Source organism: Agriterribacter sp. (assembly GCF_035444585.1).
In the GTDB taxonomy this organism is placed as follows: domain Bacteria; phylum Bacteroidota; class Bacteroidia; order Chitinophagales; family Chitinophagaceae; genus Agriterribacter.
The window spans coordinates 1-17,231 of the sequence record NZ_DAOMOZ010000096.1 but is presented as its reverse complement, the minus strand read 5'-3'; the positions used below and the strand labels follow the sequence as shown (position 1 = coordinate 17,231).

The 17,231-nt window shown below is 44.4% G+C and carries 12 protein-coding genes; 4 read left to right on the top strand and 8 right to left on the bottom strand.

The genetic code is table 11. The features are described 5' to 3' along the window. Positions 1–97 precede the first annotated feature (97 nt). The 5 genes from PLH26_RS11730 to PLH26_RS11710 form a co-directional block, all read right to left on the bottom strand. Entirely contained in the window at positions 98–2,389 is a 2,292-nt protein-coding gene (locus tag PLH26_RS11730; protein WP_324586209.1) for a glycosyl hydrolase family 95 catalytic domain-containing protein, read from the bottom strand. A gap of 228 nt (positions 2,390–2,617) precedes the next feature. Beyond that, entirely contained in the window at positions 2,618–3,691 is a 1,074-nt protein-coding gene (locus tag PLH26_RS11725; protein ID WP_324586208.1) for a fatty acid desaturase family protein, read from the bottom strand. A 241-nt stretch (positions 3,692–3,932) separates the two neighbouring features. Continuing rightward, positions 3,933–5,372 carry an alpha-L-fucosidase gene (locus PLH26_RS11720; RefSeq protein ID WP_324586207.1) on the bottom strand — a complete coding sequence of 480 codons (1,440 nt, stop codon included), beginning with the start codon at positions 5,370–5,372 and terminating at the stop codon, positions 3,933–3,935. A gap of 31 nt (positions 5,373–5,403) precedes the next feature. After that, on the bottom strand, positions 5,404–6,858 hold the full coding sequence (locus PLH26_RS11715; protein WP_324586206.1) for a glycoside hydrolase family 32 protein: 1,455 nt from the start codon (positions 6,856–6,858) through the stop codon (positions 5,404–5,406). 119 nt (positions 6,859–6,977) lie between these two features. After that, a complete protein-coding gene (locus PLH26_RS11710; RefSeq protein ID WP_324586205.1) occupies positions 6,978–8,726 on the bottom strand; it encodes a DUF4091 domain-containing protein in 1,749 nt (582 codons plus the stop codon). 348 nt (positions 8,727–9,074) lie between these two features. Between PLH26_RS11710 and PLH26_RS11705 the strand changes: the two genes are divergently transcribed. Continuing rightward, positions 9,075–10,088: a LacI family DNA-binding transcriptional regulator gene (locus PLH26_RS11705; RefSeq protein WP_502876384.1), complete on the top strand. Its 1,014-nt coding sequence runs from the start codon at positions 9,075–9,077 to the stop codon at positions 10,086–10,088. Positions 10,089–10,242: 154 nt separating this feature from the next. After that, positions 10,243–11,607 (top strand): porin family protein, encoded by a 1,365-nt coding sequence (locus PLH26_RS11700; protein ID WP_324586203.1) that lies wholly within the window; start codon positions 10,243–10,245, stop codon positions 11,605–11,607. A gap of 471 nt (positions 11,608–12,078) precedes the next feature. On the opposite strand, the gene PLH26_RS11695 is transcribed toward PLH26_RS11700, so the two are convergent. Then, the gene (locus tag PLH26_RS11695; protein ID WP_324586202.1) at positions 12,079–13,440 is read right to left on the bottom strand and encodes an acyl-CoA dehydrogenase family protein; all 1,362 of its coding nucleotides are present in this window, start codon (positions 13,438–13,440) and stop codon (positions 12,079–12,081) included. Positions 13,441–13,681: 241 nt separating this feature from the next. Here PLH26_RS11695 and PLH26_RS11690 point away from each other — a divergent pair, with 241 nt between their 5' ends. Together PLH26_RS11690 and PLH26_RS11685 are read left to right on the top strand one after the other, a co-directional pair. Continuing rightward, the gene (locus PLH26_RS11690; RefSeq protein ID WP_324586201.1) at positions 13,682–14,437 is read left to right on the top strand and encodes a hypothetical protein; all 756 of its coding nucleotides are present in this window, start codon (positions 13,682–13,684) and stop codon (positions 14,435–14,437) included. Between the two features lie 326 nt (positions 14,438–14,763). Next, the gene (locus PLH26_RS11685) at positions 14,764–15,234 is read left to right on the top strand and encodes an SRPBCC family protein (RefSeq protein ID WP_324586200.1); all 471 of its coding nucleotides are present in this window, start codon (positions 14,764–14,766) and stop codon (positions 15,232–15,234) included. A 27-nt stretch (positions 15,235–15,261) separates the two neighbouring features. Here PLH26_RS11685 and PLH26_RS11680 read toward each other — a convergent pair whose 3' ends face one another. Together PLH26_RS11680 and PLH26_RS11675 are read right to left on the bottom strand one after the other, a co-directional pair. Beyond that, entirely contained in the window at positions 15,262–15,474 is a 213-nt protein-coding gene (locus tag PLH26_RS11680) for a hypothetical protein (RefSeq protein WP_324586199.1), read from the bottom strand. A gap of 274 nt (positions 15,475–15,748) precedes the next feature. Then, positions 15,749–17,231 (bottom strand): RagB/SusD family nutrient uptake outer membrane protein (locus PLH26_RS11675; RefSeq protein ID WP_324586198.1); only part of this gene is annotated, 1,483 nt, incomplete at its 5' end.

Below are 17,231 nucleotides of genomic sequence, written 5' to 3'. Positions count from 1 at the left end.
ACTTTGCCTCATAATAAGTGACTGTTTTTTGTCAACCTATTTTAGGCATGCACATCTTGTTATTTGGTTCTTGTTATTTGGTTCTTGGCACTTATACCTATTCTGCATTATTTTTCAAAACAATCACTCCATCTCTTTTGCAGGTCAGTTCAATATATCCTTTGACCGCCCTGCCTGTTGTTATACCTTTAACCGATGCAATCTTCCATTGTTCGAAAGGAAGCTTCAGCCTGGTCTTTCCCCCTTTTTCGGCAACAATTTTTACTTCCCTTACTTTTCCGTTCTCTTTTTTTGCATTTATCAGAAAAGCACCTTCGGCCCTTAATTGTTGAAAAGAAACATCTTCCCAGTCTTCCGGAATGGCAGGCATAATTTCTATAAAGCCCGCATAACTCTGCAATAACATTTCCTGCAGCCCTGAGGCAAAAGCAAAATTTCCTTCCAGTGTAAACGGACGATAAGTAAATTTGGAATAACCGGATTTTGTCTGATCTCCGTTAACATGAAAGCTGTTGGGAAGACAAAATGCTTTAGCGAAGATTTGTAATGCTTTTGCAGCGCCTTCCCCGTCTTTGGCTCTTGCCATGATATTACCCAGCCACGAATACGAGTATCCGCACCAGTAATCCGGTCCTGTCTTTTCAAGCAGTGCTATGGTATTTTTAATAACAGATCGTGCTTTTTCGCCATCCTCCCATTTAATTAAGCCTAAAGGATGAATGGCCATAAGATGCGAAAAATGCCGGTGCGACTGGTTGTAGGGCAGGGAAGGAGCAAACATCAGCTCATCATTGGCGGTAATGGAATACGCTCCGAATTCAGAGAGTATTTTTTCCCAGCGGGTAGCTTCCCCTGCCAGTTTTAAAGCGCGTGCCATCTCTGCTGCGGCAGTAAAGCTGAATTTCATCAGGGCGAGATCGTAGTTGGTATTTTGATGAAACCATGCATCTATGCGGTTATCGTTTATTTCGGGGCTGGAGCTGAGCGGCAGCTTTCTTAACCCTTTTTTATCTTTAACTGTTATATTTTCCAGAAATGTGCAGGTTTCTTTCAGCCAGGGGTATGCGCGGTTTTTGAGAAATAACTTATCCGCACTATACTTCCATTGCAGGTAATAATGGTGCCCCAGCCAGGAAGATACGGTTGGTGAAAGCGAATACTGTGTCCAGCCGCCCATCTCTGTTCCGTCTAAGGTAGTTACCCCGGGGACAGCTAACCCCTCCTTGCCGAAAAATAATTTCGTGTAGCGCTTATAGTTAGCCTTGTTTTCATCAAGATGGTCTAAATACCCTAATGCTTCCTCCAGGTGATTGCTGCTGTAAGCGGGCCAGTAGCTCAATTGTGTATTGAGATCGTGATGAAAATCTCCTTTCCACGGTGGTATCCTTCCGTTATCCGCTGTCCACACTGCCTGTAAGGAAACAGGCGGCGCTCCCCTTCTTGCCGCGGAGCCGAATTTGTATTGCTCAAGATACCATTGCTTTTCCAGCAGGCTGTCGGGTACATGAATGGCAGACTTGCTCCAAAAGTTTTTCCACCAGTTGAGGTGGCTTGCGTATTCCTGCGTCATTCCTTTTTGTATGGTATTGTTAACCACAACCGATGCTGCAGGGTTTATTTTTTTGCCGGGATATTGTGCCGATACGCTCCACACGCCTTCAATAGCAGCGGAATTTATTTTTTTCCATTGCACGCTTATTTCATAGGTAAAGCCGCCCCATCCTTCCTGTTTGTAAGTAATGCTGTTACCCTGTTGTTGTATTTTGCCTTGCTTGTATCCCAACCTTGCAAGGTCGTCACCCACCAAAGAATTTACTTCCCCGCCTTCTTTTATCTCCGACTGGTAGGGTGGTGCGATGAGCTGCGGTATAAAATCACCTGAAAAATTTTCAAACCTGAACCATCCAACAGGCTCTGTGGCATGCACAAATGTTTTTAACAGCATCCCATTTTCCCATTGCACTTCGCATAATGCGTTCGCCAGTATCAACCGTACAGATTTTATTTTGGCATCAGCGGGTATATTGAACTCCAGTGCACCTGCAGGTATTTTAGAAGGAGCAGGCTCTCTGTCGTAAGGGGCATCAAAATATTCCTGAACCGGCTTGTAATCTTTTTTGTTTACCTGCGCTTCTATCCACTGGTAGCTGAACTCCTTTCTGTGCAAACCTTTCAGCGGACGCAGGTCCCATATATCAGAGCGGTCTAATGAAAAGCGCAGATGGTTCTCTTTCTGCCATATTAAAGCGCCAACGGTTGCATTACCTAACGGGATGGCTTCGTCCCAAACGGTAGCAAGCTGTTTGAAATGCAGATCGTGTGGCGGTGCCGGCTGCGCCAAAAGCAATACAGGCAGCAGCAAGCCAATGCAGGGAACTATTTTATTCATCCCGGAAATTAATGATTTTATGTACCCGAATGGTAAATTGTTAGATTACTTAAGCTTTAGGGTAATTTTTTATAGCGGGTGAACCTGCCGGTAATAAAAAACGCCCTGGAAAAATAGCCGGAATACGGGGAATGCACCTTCACTATTATGATGCAGGATACGCGTTTGATGCGTTTCGTAAAAAACAACAATCGTTTTTGATGCGTATTTATAGCGTTGAAAGCATTGCTATTTTTTTTGCCCCAGTTCTTTAATAAAGCGGAAATGAGAATATACGGCCTGCCCGATGGTAGGAATACTATTATAGGGCAAATTGAAAACTCTGCATTTTTCTTCAACGATTTTACTTAAAGCGGGGTAATGCACGTGACTGATGCGGGGAAACAGGTGATGTTCAATCTGGTAATTTAATCCTCCCGCAAACCATGAAATGATTTTATTGCCGGGTGAAAAATTTGCCGTGGTTTTTACCTGGTGTACCGCCCATTCATTTTCTATCATTTTGGTTTCATCAAGACCTGTCGCTTCAAATTCCGTTTCTTCTACCACATGCGCCAGCTGGAATACGATAGCCAGCACAAAACCAAGCCCAATATGCATGCTCAGGAAAAATACCAGCCAGCCCTGCCAGCCCATCAAAAGAACCGGTAGAACAATATAAAACACTACATACATGGCTTTACTGAACCAAAAAACAAAGTGATCATTGCCCGACATTTTGCTTAGTACCGTTGTGTTTACCCGCCGTTTAAAATATTTTTCAAAATCCTGGAAAAGTATCCATAACAATGAGCTTACTGCGTATAAGAATGGCGTGTAGAGATGCTGGATCTTGTGCATGGGCTTCCATACCTGTGTTCTGCACATGCGTATAAAAGGGCTTTTGGCAATATCATCATCAACGCCATCCACATTGGTATAAGTGTGATGGATAATATTATGCTTTTGTTTCCATATGAAATTATTACCGCCAAGAGCATTTATGGAAAGTCCCAGTGTATTGTTTACCCATTTTTTGCTGGAATAGCTTCCATGATTGGCATCATGCATTACATTAAATCCTATGCAGGCCATTAAAAATCCTAATGACCCTCCCATAACAATAGTGAGCGCTACCGGCATGGAAACAAATAGAAGAACGATATATATAGCAACGGCTGCAGGTATAAGGGTGAGTGTTTTAGTATACAGCAGCCAGTTGCCTGTTTTTCTTACATTTCTTTGTATAAAATAATCATCTACTGATGCTTTAAGCGACGAAAAGAAGACGGCATTTTTGTTGTTGAATAATACTTTGGACATTAATTTGAATTGTGTTTTTGTTCACGCTAATCGTATGAAGATAAGGTAAATATGTACAGAACAGGCAGACGTCTTGCCAATCTTGTCACAATGTTAACCTCCGGGATGCGAAGCGGGTCAAAGCGAAACAGGCAAAGTCAGGAAAACCGGGCTGATCATCTTCCGGGAAATTCAGTCCTGTTGCAGGAGTATTTCCTTGTAACATGAGCCCTGCAACCTGCAACTTTCTCACCTCTCACCTTCATTTCTCCACCAACTGGTCCGGTATCCGGTAAGCGGCAATACCACTTATCAATGCATTTCCTTTGGTATCCTCAATTACAATATCAACAGAGGTTACGGCTGTAGCATCAAAAGTAAGTAAGCGTTTATGACCGATGGTTGTGCCGTTAATGGTTTTAACGGTTTCACCTTCCTTCTTCAACAGGCATTTGAACTGCTTAATGCTTTGACCCAAAGCAATGTATTCTTTCAGCAAAATACAATTGATCGTTTCTTCCCTGCCCGGATCAATGGTAATGATGTTCTTATCACCACCGGTAATTATATAATCCTTATTAAAACCATTATCGAAGTGGATTGTAACAAGCTCGCCGGCCGGATTTGTGTAACGGACACCTATATTTTTAAAAAGATTGTCGTCGAAGCTTTCGTCGCGGTATTTTTTAAATCCTGCCAGAGCGGCGGAATCGTTGGGATGTATGAGCCCTCTTCTGTCGGGCGGAACATTCAATAAAAAGGATGAGCCGCGTCCAACCGATTTCAGGTACAGATCAAACAACTGCTCAGGCGTTTTTACTTTATCATCTTCTTTGGCATGATAAAACCATCCCGGCCGGATGCTCACATCACATTCTGCGGGGATCCAGTTTTTGCCATTTACATTGCCCTGGTTTAATGTATCCTGTGGCGGAGCGCCTGCACCTCTTGTAAACCCGGCTGTATCCAGCAGGTTCCAGTTGGTTTTACCGGCAATACCTCTTTCATTGCCTACCCACCGGATGTCGGGGCCGATATCACTGAACACCACTGCATCAGGCGCCAGTTTTTTGATCTCTTTTTCAAAACGGTTAAAATCGTATACCTGCTTTTTGCCGTTGGGGCCTTCTCCGTTGGCACCATCCCACCAAAACTCAAACAACGGACCATACTGGGTTGTTACTTCCGTCATTGTATTTACATATACATCATTGTATTCGGGCGTACCATATTGCGGGTGGTTGCGGTCCCATGGCGAAAGATAAATGCCAAACAGCAACCCGTTGGCTTTACAGGCTTCAGATAAGGCCTTTACCACATCACCCTTCCCGTTCTCCCATTTGCTTTCCCGTACGGTATGTTTTGAATATTCGCTCGGCCACAGGCAAAAACCGTCGTGATGCTTGGCGGTAAGAATAATACCTTTGGCGCCGGATTGTTTGGCGATGGAGGCCCATTGGTTGCAATCAAGCGCAGTGGGATTAAATACATCGGCAGGTTCATCGCCTTGTCCCCATTCTTTATCGGTGAAAGTATTGGGGCCGAAATGGATGAACCAGTAAAATTCAAGATCATGCCAGGCAAGCTGTTGAGCATTAGGGACCGGGCCAATGGCTTCCGGGGCTTTTTCATGCTGTGGCGTTGTATTACACGACATGCCAAAAGAGGCGAACATTGAGGCAATTAAAAAGATCCTTTTCATGTTTGGGTATTCAGGTAAATATTGATGATTATTATTTCTGCCAGGCAGATCTGAGCCTATGGATTTCCATGTTTTCCACTTTCACATTCCCGCCTTCGCAGAAAAATTCCAGTCCATTGAAAGTGTACACAGGGATAAAGCAGCTTGATAGCGATATTTTGCCGCCATTGACAAACACTTCTAATGAAGCCCTGTCTGCCAGTATACGCAATTCTATCTTCCCGTTCAGGGGTTCAAGATCAACGGTCTTTCCCAGAACGCTCAGCTTCTTGTTTACCGCATCATAACGCACAGGAGTGCCGCTTGTTTCGTAGCTGCCTTTACGGATAGCAAAGCCAAATGATCCTGCGGTGCCCGGTTCTATTACGGCATGTATATCCAGGGCATCCCCTTTAACGGCAGATAATATGTTGGAGCCGGGCTGCACCATCCGGTTTTTGATAACAAATTTTTCACCGTAAATATTTCCTATTTCCGCAACGGGATTCCTGCAAACACGCAGTCCTTCGGGAAATCTTTTTAAAGTAAGCACGCAGGGGAAAGCCATCTGCTGGTTGAACGGAGCGTCGGGATAAGTGCCACCGTTCATCCATCCTATTTGTATACGCCTCCCGTCTGCCGCGGGAATATCGCTATACGATTGCGCGGCGTAAAAGTTATTGCCCAGGTCCATCTTTATCTTTTCCGTTTCGGGTGTAAAGGTGCTGCCATCAAAGCTGCCAACAAAATAGCCGCCGTCTGCGCCATGCAGTACCCATTTTTTTTCTGCAGGGTTACCGTCAACGGCTAATTCGAACAGGTCGGGGCATTCATACATTCCCTTAATGAAGCTTTTTTGTTCCCATTGCAGCAAGTTGGCAGAATTGTATATGGCAATGCCTCTTTCCTGCTGGTCTTTATCGGGCCCAATGTACAAAACCATCACCCATTTTTGGGCGGGCTCATACCAGAAAACCTTAGGGTCGCGTTCATCCATCGTTCCGTTGTTCATAACCGGTATCACCGGGTTGGGATAGGCCTGCCAGGTTTTGCCGGCATCGTTGCTGTATACGAGCCGCTGGCCGCAATGCATTGCGGTGTAGATAAGAACGATCGTTTTTTCATTGCCTTTTTGCAATCCTGCAGTATTGTTCCAGTCTACCACTGCGCTTCCCGAAAACGCCGGGCATTTATAGTTACCGGGCGTACCTTCTAAGGGATAAATGGCCAATGGCCGGTGTTTCCAGTGCAGCAGGTCGCTGCTTACGGCATGTCCCCAGTGCATATTACCCCAGCCCTTGCCATAGGGATTGTGCTGGTAAAAAAGGTGGTATTCACCTTTATAATATACCAGCCCGTTCGGGTCGTTCAGCCAGTTTTTTTCTGCCGTGAAATGAAATTGGGGGCGGTAGGGTTCATTGTAATAAGAACCGGTTTTTTGGGCGAAGCCCGTAATGCCCGAAAATGTTGCCGCAACGGCAAAAAGAAATAACAATGAATAACGCATATACCTCCTCCGGTGATATTTAAGAATATGAATATTGAATACAGATGAAAGATAAGGCTATTTCCTTTTCTGTTAACAGGTCTGCCGCGTTTTTATCGGGGTTACGGGTAATCCGGCGGTTATTCATTCAATAACTGCTTCGCCTGCTGTATCATTTCTTCTGCAGGAACCGTTTTCAGTTTTTCAATGGCGAATTGCTGCAAAACTTTGTCTAATTTCTTTAATGAGGCTGCATCGCCTTTTGCTGTAAAAGCTTTTTGAAGCAGCTTTATCTTTTCAAAGTCCTGGATGCCTTCAACCAGCTTTTCAAAACGGATAGAAGTTCGCGGTCCGGGGTACACCTGATAAGTATCGCCTGCAGGCCAGCTCCGGAAGCGCGAATCCCTGAGGGGGTCTGCTACCCAGCTGTTGTAGGCCCAACGCAGGTAGCCGGTAAAACCTTTAGCGGCGGCATACCAGCCAATCCACACATGTTCGGCAGGAGGAGAGAAGGTAAAACCGTTGGGATAAGGCTCAACGCAGCAGGTGTAATAAGTGCTGGGCTTGCCTTCGGCTATGCGTTCTTTAAGTAGGGCTTCATCAAATTGCAGGTTAGACGCCAGGCAATAATCAAATATGTCTTTTTCTATTTCGGGGTGATAATTACCCGCAAGCGCTATCTTCCAGCCGGCATCAATGCTTTTAAGCAGTTCGATCACTACCTGCATGTCTTTCACGGGGCGTTCATCCATGGCAATGCTGGTAATATCAAACCAGCCTTTGTTTTTTAAATGTTGGGTAAAATCCTTCAGCATGCCTGTCCAGTGCGCGGTATATTCCGCCGAGCCGATAGGTGCTTTGAGCGTGGTGTCCTTTCCGGCTGCTTCATCAAAATAACGGAACGACAAAGCCCATGGCACCATCGTATAACAATTGATACGTTTGTTGATACCACAGCTCATCACAAAGGAAATGTATTGATCAAACAGGCTGTAATCGTATGTCCACGATCCGTCCTTATGTTTTGTCCATTTGATCAGTCCCGGGAAATCATCATAGGTCTGGTGTCCCCATGGCTCGTCCATGATGCTTGCCGTGATGTTTTTTTGTCCTGCGCCGGCCAATAATGTGTAATAAGGTCTCATCAGCTCAAAATGTTCATCGCTCCACAATGGCACACCATGTACCCTGGCGATAGCGGCAGGATGTTGCCAGAGGTCAAGATCGAATGTCCATTCAGCGGGTGGTGGCAATATGCGTCCAATTACTTTAATGGTATAGTGTGAGGTGTAGGTTTTGTCTGCCTTTACAGAGATGCTTCCCTTGTAATTGCCGGCCGCCGCTTCCCGGGGGATTTTAACGCTCAGCCATATGGGTTGAACATTGTTGGCTTTAACGGGGATCGCCTGAATAATGTCTATGGCGTCTGCTGCCAGCGATGAATCAAAATCTGCGGGTTTACGGTAGCCGCAGCCCCCGGCAAACTCGTCTGTTATTACATAACGAACGAACCCGGCGTTGATATTTGGAGATGGGATGGACTGACTTTTTTCATTTACCAGCGGGCTAAGTGTATACGTTACTGCCGTAATGGGTTGGTTTGTCCATACCAGCAGTTGCGTGTGCACTTTTTCTCCCTTCCATGCTGTAGCGCTCCAGTTCTCCTGAGTTTTTTTAAGTGGTACTTTTTCTTTGTCATAACGCCTGTTGCTGCTGGCGAAGCTTACCATAACAGGTTGCCGGAGTGTTTTCCATTCCCCAGCGGTCCCGGTAACCGGTATTACAGCTTCGGAAAAATAATTATTGCCTTCGGTGCTGTAACTCAGATCCTGCGCAAAGAGTATTGTAAATAGCATGACACAGGGCGCGAGCAGTATCATTCTTTTCATGACGGAAGATTTTGACATGGTTAAAGCTAAGGTAATATAGGGAAAAGAAAGCGGGCAAACGATTGCATGAATTGCGAGGGGTCAGGTATGAGGTTTCAGGTATCAGGGTGCAGGGTGCAGGGTGCATGTTTCAGGTTCAAGGTTCAACGTGAGCGATGAATTTCGCTCCGGATTTTGGAAGTTTATGGTTTTTGGTTTTTTGTTTATCGTTGTATTTCCCGAATTTCGGATTTTAATATTTGGATTTGAGATTTTTTGTTTCTTGTCTTAGACCTTAGGCCTTACACCTCATACCTCACACCCATTTGTTTTGATACCCGGGAATATGCTGTTATCTTAGCTCTACTTATGGAGAAGAAGGTACCTACGATAAAAGAAATTGCAAAGAAGCTCAATATTTCTGTTTCAACCGTTTCAAGGGCATTGCACAATCATCCCAGCATAGGGCTGCGTACCAAAATGCAGGTACAAAAACTGGCAGCGGAAATGAATTATGAGCCCAATCAAACGGCCATCCAGTTTAAGCAGGGAAAAACATTTACGCTCGGACTTATTCTTCCCAATCTCCGCGAAGAATTCTTTTCAACCGCAATAAGCGGGGTAGAAGATACAGCTTTTAAAAATAATTATAATGTGCTGATCGGGCAATCGCACGATGAGCTGCAGAGGGAACAGCGGATCGTTGAAACCATGCGTAAGCACAGGGTGGATGGAGTGCTGGCATCAATCTCCAAACAAACCAAAAGCATTGAACATTTTGAACAATTGGACAAATACAATATACCCGTGGTTTTTTTCGACAGGGTACCCGATGTACCCAATATCCATTCGGTATGGTGCAGCTTGTATTACAGCACCATTGAGGCAGTGGAATTTTTGTTTCGCAAAGGGCATCAAAAGGTAGGCTATATACAGGGACCTTTATCTTTAAATATTAAAAATGAAAGATTGGAGGGATACTGTGCTGCTCATAAAAATAAAAAGATCCCCGTGCAGGAATCTTTGATCGCAACAACTGATCTTTCCAGAGAAGGCACAGAGCAGGCAATAGAAAAATTATTGGCACTCAAAAACAAGCCCACTGCCATACTTGCTTTTAATGATAATGTGGCCCTGGATACCATTCAGTATGTAAGAAGTAAAAAACTGAAGATCAATAAAGATATCAGTGTGGTGAGCTATGCCAATTGGCCCATCACCAGTTACCTTGATTTTCCTCCTATTGCTTCGGTAGAACAATTTCCATATGAGCAGGGCAGCAGGGCAACAGAGTTGTTGTTCAAGCTGCTTAATACCAAAGCGTCTGAAGGCAGGTTGCCTTATGAAAACATTGTGCTGAAAAGCGAGCTGATCGTACGTTGATTTTTTTCTTCAGGTGCTCATTCTTTACCATTGTTCCCGGAATTGTATAAATTCTTTCCATAATCCTGTAACAAGGCTGCTGTATAATGGATTGAATTTTGCATGAAACACAAATCGCCTCCAAGCAGGTACACATTCCGGTAAAGCTACTACAATGAAAAAATTACTTTTTTTAGCGGTATTGCTGATATCCGTTGCTGCATATGCACAGCATGAGCATCATATGCCGGCAAGAGGAGACTCCGTGAAAATGACAACGACAAATGATACCACACCGCCGCATCGGCATCACAACATGCAGGGGCATGATATGAGCAATATGAGCCATGCTTTTTCTTTACATCTGCCAATGAGCCGCAATGGCTCGGGTACCGGCTGGCTGCCGGATGCAGCGCCTATGTACGGTGTAATGTATCATTCAAAAAAATGGATGTACATGCTGCATGGTAATATTTTTTTACGGTACAATAACCAGGATTTCACTGGTAAAGGCTCAAGAGGGGACAGTAAGTTTGATGCTCCGAACTGGCTGATGTTCATGGGACAAAGAAAGACCGGCGATAAAGGGTTGTTCCGTTTCAGTGCCATGCTTTCCCTTGACGAACTGATTGCAGGAGGGTCTGGCTATCCTTTGTTATTCCAAAGCGGTGAGAGCTACAAAGGGAAACCTTTGGTTGACCGCCAGCACCCGCACGACCTGTTTTCGGAACTGTCGGTGGGTTATACTTATGCTTTTTCAAAACATACGGAGGTGTTCGCTTACCTGGGTTATCCCGGTGAGCCGGCGTTGGGGCCTGTTGCTTTTATGCATCGCCCTTCGGCATTGTACAACCCGGATGCACCGCTTTCCCATCACTGGACGGATGCCACCCATATTACTTTTGGAGTTGCAACCGCCGGTATTCGCTTGGGTAAAGTTAAAATAGAAGGATCGTCTTTTACAGGCAGGGAACCTGATGAATACCGGTACGATTTTGATCAACCCCGTTTTGACAGCTGGAGCGGCAGGCTGTCTTATAATCCTGCAAACCGCTGGGCATTACAGGTCTCGCATGCATTCATTAAAGAACCCGAACCCCTGCATGCGAACAAAGATGTTAACAGAACTACGGCTTCAGTTATATACAGCTTACCGCTGGCCGGCAACAGACGGATCAACGCAACAGCGGTATGGGGTATGAATAAAAGCAAAGACCATGATGGGGAAAATGCTTTTTTGTTAGAGGGCTCATGGCGCAATGATCGGCTGGCATTGTACGGCAGATACGAATATGTTCAAAAATCGGTTGAAGAACTGGTGCTGGATGAAGCGATTTACGGGCATGATGCCATTTTTCCGGTGCATGCTTTTACAGCCGGCATCAATTACGACTTGTTGCACATTAATAAAATAAAATTAGCCGGAGGCACACAGTTTACATTGTACAGAACAGATGAAAAGCTTTATGGCTTGTACGGGAAATATCCAATGGCTTTTGAAATTTATCTGCGTTTGTATCCCTTTTTAATGACGATGTAATGTGGTGCAATAAAAAGCGGGGTTGGAAACCCGGCCGATTGCCGATGGAAGATCCAAAGGGGTGTTCTCCCTTCGCGCTTCAAATTCCTCCTGCACTCAGGTGCAACAAAGCAGAATACACCATTTTAATTTATTGAAAATGAATTGGTTAATGACGGTGTATATATAATTATCTTCGTCCCGGCCTGTTCTGTTGCTGTTGCTCCGGGCGTGCTACAGGTGCTTTCAAAAACTGTGCCTTAGCGGTTAAATCCAAAAAGGTTTTCTGAAACATTTTTTTGCCGGGGATCCTGTCCCGGTAAAGAAGTAACCGGGCAGTTGGAATACCAGCTGTGAGTGTTGGCTATCGGCTTTCAGCGGGTAACCGCTGATCACAGGATGCTTCTTTTTTGCTGATAGCTCATGACTTATCGCCGTTTTCGGAGTTTATGGTTTTTAGTTTTTGTATAATTTGGTGCTTAGCCACAGCTACTACACAAACGCGCTGAACCCCGTAATAGCCCTGCCTACGATCAGTGAATTGATCTCTTTTGTGCCTTCGTAAGAGTAAATGGCTTCTGCATCCGCCACAAAACGCGCTACGTTATAATCCAGTAAGATACCGTTACCCCCCATTACTTCCCGTGCTTTGCTCACAATATCGCGTGTGCGCAAAGAGCAAAATACTTTTGCAAGTGAAGCATGTTCATCTTTCAGCAGGCCCTGGTCCTGCAGCTCCGATAACCTGTATACCAGCGACTGCATAGCCGTGAGGTTAGACAGCATTTCAACCAAATGGTTTTGGATCAACTGGTAGGAAGCAATGGGCTTTCCGAATTGTTTTCTTTTTCGGGTATAATCCAGCGCATTTTCATAGGCTCCTCTTGCGCAGCCTACAGCCATCCATGCTACCCCGGCTCTTGTCATGCGCAATACGGCGGCGGTGTCTTTAAACGTGTTAGCGCCCGGCAATCTGTCTTTTTCCATTACCTCGCAATTGTTCAGCGTGATCAGTCCGTTCTGAACGATCCGCAAGGCCATCTTACCTTTTATTTTTTCCACGCTAAAGCCGGGAGCGTCTTTGGTAACCAAAAAACCTTTCACCTGGTTATCATCCACATCTTTGGCCCAGATGATGGTTACATCGGCAAAAGTAGCATTGCCTATCCATTTCTTTTGCCCGTTTAAGATCCATTTGTCTCCGGTGCGCTTAGCCGTAGTAGTTAACCCCCCTGCCGCACCGGAGCCAACCTCAGGTTCCGTTAAGCCAAATGCGCCTATCGCTTTAAACTGTTGCAGCAAAGGGAGCCAGTATGTTTTTTGTTCTTCCGATCCGCACAGATAAACAGAGCCCATAACCAGTCCGCTTTGTACGCCAAAAAAAGTAGCAATGGAAGCGTCAATCCGCGCCATTTCCATAGCGATAATGCCCTCCATTAAAAAAGATTTGCCCGGGCAGCCATAGCCTTTATACGTAACGCCGCACAAATTAAGCGCGGCAAATTTTGGAATAATTTCAAATGGAAAATCATCGTGCAGCCAGTACTTGTTCACGATCGGGGCAATTTCTTTTTCCATAAACTCCCTCACCTGTAATTGAACGGCCCGGTCTTCCTCGCTGAGGCGGAGCGACAGCTCATAAAAATCGCCGTTTATACCGGGCAATGCTTTTTTAGGTTTGCCATTGCTTTCCATCAGCTTTTGCAGGCCCTTCAACTGGTTATCATCAAGCTTTGAGAATCCTTCCATTAGCTTTTGCAGGTCAACCTTTTTTGAGATCTTGCCCAACTGCTCCAGGTCAATGGATTTAAATAGCTGGTATGCCTGCCTGATTTTACTGAGTGTTCCGGCCATAATTGATGATTTAATATTGAATATAGCAATGTTATCAATAAACCATAAATGTAAATGAATTTGTGTTGTGTGCCATATGAGAGCGAATGTATAGGGTTCCCGGCTACCGGTCAGCTATGGCTGTCACCAATCAGCAAAGCAAACATGGAAGTGATCCACTATCAGGATTACTAACGATGGGGAGGAGTATGCCTTCTTGCAATTTCTGATGATTTACTACGTTTATCCCGAAAGGCGTTTTATGAAAAGTCGTTTGGTTTGTTTTATCATTTGTTTGTTTATGGTTGCCTGTAATAAAGAAGAAATTAACGAGCCTGAGCCGGAAGAACACTCCTCTCTGGTTATTGGTGATATTATTGGTAAATGGGATATACGATATCCGGATGCACCCACAAACGGCGATCTTCTTTTTGGATATTTGGAGTTCCTTTCCGACAGCACTTTTATCCTCACTATGTTATCTCCGGATCATACTACAGTAGGGGAGTTTAAAGTAAACGATAATAGATCAATTGGTTTGGGGGAAAATGATTCATTATTAAATGTAACGGTTAAGGATGATTCTCTCTTTTTTGATTTATTTGCAGGGGAAGTTATTGATAAATTTTTGGCTGTAAAAGACCCGAAAGCCATTCCTGCCGGAGCCTCCAAACTTTTATGTAGAGAATGGTCGCTTAATAAAAAAGATGGAGGAATAGATATATATGATAACCACAACAGGTATAGCGAGAAAGAAATTATTGAAGCAAAAGTCGTTTTCTCCGCAAGCGGTTTTTATTTCTGGAGATTCTTTAAGGGGGATGGCCTGTACAGCACTTTCGGGCGTGAAAACTGGGATTGGCATTCAAATATTGATGATGCTATAAGATATTGGGATCCGAGAGACGAACCAGATAATAATATTTACCAGACGATTTATGAATTAACCGATTCAATACTTATAATGAGTGGTTACGAAACAAGCAAAAAGCTCTATCTAACACCTGTTAGAAATTAAGTAACGTTCATCACATAAGCGGTTGTAATATCTTTATTGATTTTACCGGTACTTTTAAACCCAATGAAAAATTTTAGCATACTATATAAATAGCATGAGGTATTATGGAGATACTGGATGATTCGCTCAACGCAGCGTCTCATAGCCTATAACAATGACATTATATGAAGCCCTGGCAAGACTCAAAAAAGATTAAGAAAGTTGCTGGAAATCCGATTCATTGTCGCAACTACACCTGTATATTGACACAATATACCCAGCTCTGCCAAAAGGTGTAGCACTAATTTTGTATTGTCTTAATCATTATCAATATAAAATAAAGGGAGATGAAAAAATTACAATTCAAAAGCGATATCAATGCGCCTGCAGCAAAAGTGTATAAAACCATGATCGGGAAAGAAACATATAAGCAATGGACGGCTGTTTTCAATCCTTCTTCTGATTTTGAAAGTGGTAATGTAGAAGGAAGCTGGGAAAAAGGCTCAAAGATCCTTTTTGTGGGAACAAACAAAGAGGGCAAACGCGAAGGAATGGTAGGGTTTATCAGGGAAAATACTCCTAACCGGTTTGTTTCGATAGAATACAAAGGTATACTGGACGGAGACAATGAAATAACCAGCGGACCGGCAGCGGAAGAATGGCAGGGGTTTGAAAACTACAGCTTTGAGAACAATGGCGGCACAACTACCGTAACCGTAGATATAGATGTAAACGATCAGATGATTGATTACTTCCGTGAAACTTATCCCAAAGCGTTGAACAAGCTGAAAGAGATATGTGAAGCCCAGCCAGGTTAAGGAGATCACAGATCAGTAAACCTATTATTATCCGACTACCAGCCGCCTGTCTTTTGCATTGCCTTTCACAGTGATAATTATCTCTGTTTTGGTTTCTTTCATCACAGCCAACCATCCGGTTCCGGGGTATTGCTTCATGATTTTATTGAAAGTGGCAAAATCCTTTTTCAGCCTTACTTCAAAGTCTCCATCGTCAGTAAGAGGCAGAATATACCTGTTTTGTTTTTCCTGCTCTGCCAATACAACTGTTTGGATGGCTCACTTACCTGCAAAGGAATTGTACCGGTATAATGCTCAGCCACGACTCTTGCCAGCCGGGCGTTATCCGGTACTGCAATGTAAACAAACCTGCCGTTCCCGAAACCGCTATGATGGACCATCGGTTTTTTAACGCTATTATCATTATTCGGGTTAAACATTAAAAGTCACTGTTGCCGGACTAAAACAGTAACAAAAAGGTAAAAAAATTCCGGATCCCAACAGCCGGGACCCGGAACCCGTATTTGAAGTATCATCAGTCCCAGCCAAATATTTGTTGCAGGTTAGGATTGAGCGACATCTGCATTTGCGGTACAGGCCGGTAATAGTATTTGGGAGTAGCAAATGTTCCCGTATTCTCTATTATCTGAACATAGCCGGATGTTGATCCGCTCAGGAAAATGGAGGCATCGGTTTGTCCAAAACTTCCCACCCTGTAATACACCAATTGTTTCCCAAGGCTGTTTTCTTCCCTGTCGTTGGGTATGCTTTCGGAATAAGGTATAAGCTTTATGTCGGGTATGCCATCGCCGTTCAGATCATGGTTCCCCAGCGATCCGAAATAGAGACCTACCGGTTCGTTTTCAAAGAATTTGCCTGCTTCCCACCGCATCAGGTCATCATAACGAAATCCTTCAAATGCCAGCTCAACCCTTCTTTCTCTCCGGATTTCAAATATCTCTCCACGCATAACTCCTGTTACATTAGGAAATTTAGCCTCTTCTACGGGATCTATATCCGGGCTCATCGTAAGATGTGGCATGTCTGCACGATCTCTCAGGAGGTTGATGGTTATATCCAGATCTCCCTGTGTGAGCGTTCCCAGCTCAGCTTTAGCTTCCGCATAAATCAGCAATGTCTCTGCATAGCGGTATAAAGGCACATCTATATCATTCCTTTCATCCTGGTCAGTAGAATTATAATACCCCTTTATCTGGTGGTACCCTGAAAAATTCTTCTGTAATTGCTGCACATAGATCCCTCCACCCTGCGCATAGGTGGTTGTACGGATCAGCTCCCAGCCCGGGTAAGCATAGGTTTGGTACAGCCGCGGATCGCGGTCTTTAAATTCGTCCACAAATTCCTTTTGCTGGTAATTGGGCTGGCTGCTGTAATATGTTCCATCCTTCATAAGGTAGGCCTGCACCAGATTTTTGGAAGGAGATGTTTCATAGTTACCGAACATGCCGTCTCCGTTATCCCCGTTTAAAAGATTGGCCTGATATCTCCTGGCAAAAATAACCTCAGGATTGGATGCCAGGTTGGCACTGTAAAAAAGGGTCGCATAATCTTCGCCGGGGTTTCCGGTGGTATGAAGATTAAAAGGGCCGTTATCCATGATGTCTTTTGCGATGTCAGCCGCTTTTTGTAATAAAGCCGTTGCAGAAGATTCAAGGCTCAGTTCGGAATGGTACTTTCTGTATGTTCCTTCATATAAAAGAAACCGCGCAAACTCGGCTTTGGCCAGCCACCGGTTAACAGCGCCTTCAGGAGCAGAAACATCTATATTGTTCGCGGCAAATTCAAGGTCTTCAATAATTTTACCAACTACCATTTCGCGTGAATCCCTGGGCGCCATTAATATTTCTTCATCTCCTGTTCCTACCACCTGGTCTATCCAGGGAACATCCGAATACCGCTTTACTTTTGTAATGTAAAACCGGGCTCTGAAAAACCGTCCCAAACCCTCAAAATGATTCTTCTTTTCCTGGGAGACATTGGCCCTGTCTAAATTTGCC

Excerpts from the sequence above, each read along its gene's own strand:
- PLH26_RS11695 (WP_324586202.1), bottom strand. The coding sequence starts at position 13,440 with ATGGCCGGAACACTCAGTAAAATCAGGCAGGCATACCAGCTATTTAAA.
- PLH26_RS11715 (WP_324586206.1), bottom strand. The coding sequence starts at position 6,858 with ATGCGTTATTCATTGTTATTTCTTTTTGCCGTTGCGGCAACATTTTCG.
- PLH26_RS11725 (WP_324586208.1), bottom strand. The coding sequence starts at position 3,691 with ATGTCCAAAGTATTATTCAACAACAAAAATGCCGTCTTCTTTTCGTCG.
- PLH26_RS11730 (WP_324586209.1), bottom strand. The coding sequence starts at position 2,389 with ATGAATAAAATAGTTCCCTGCATTGGCTTGCTGCTGCCTGTATTGCTT.
- PLH26_RS11685 (WP_324586200.1), top strand. The coding sequence starts at position 14,764 with ATGAAAAAATTACAATTCAAAAGCGATATCAATGCGCCTGCAGCAAAA.
- PLH26_RS11720 (WP_324586207.1), bottom strand. The coding sequence starts at position 5,372 with ATGAAAAGGATCTTTTTAATTGCCTCAATGTTCGCCTCTTTTGGCATG.
- PLH26_RS11705 (WP_502876384.1), top strand. The coding sequence starts at position 9,075 with ATGGAGAAGAAGGTACCTACGATAAAAGAAATTGCAAAGAAGCTCAAT.
- PLH26_RS11710 (WP_324586205.1), bottom strand. The coding sequence starts at position 8,726 with ATGAAAAGAATGATACTGCTCGCGCCCTGTGTCATGCTATTTACAATA.
- PLH26_RS11690 (WP_324586201.1), top strand. The coding sequence starts at position 13,682 with ATGAAAAGTCGTTTGGTTTGTTTTATCATTTGTTTGTTTATGGTTGCC.
- PLH26_RS11700 (WP_324586203.1), top strand. The coding sequence starts at position 10,243 with ATGAAAAAATTACTTTTTTTAGCGGTATTGCTGATATCCGTTGCTGCA.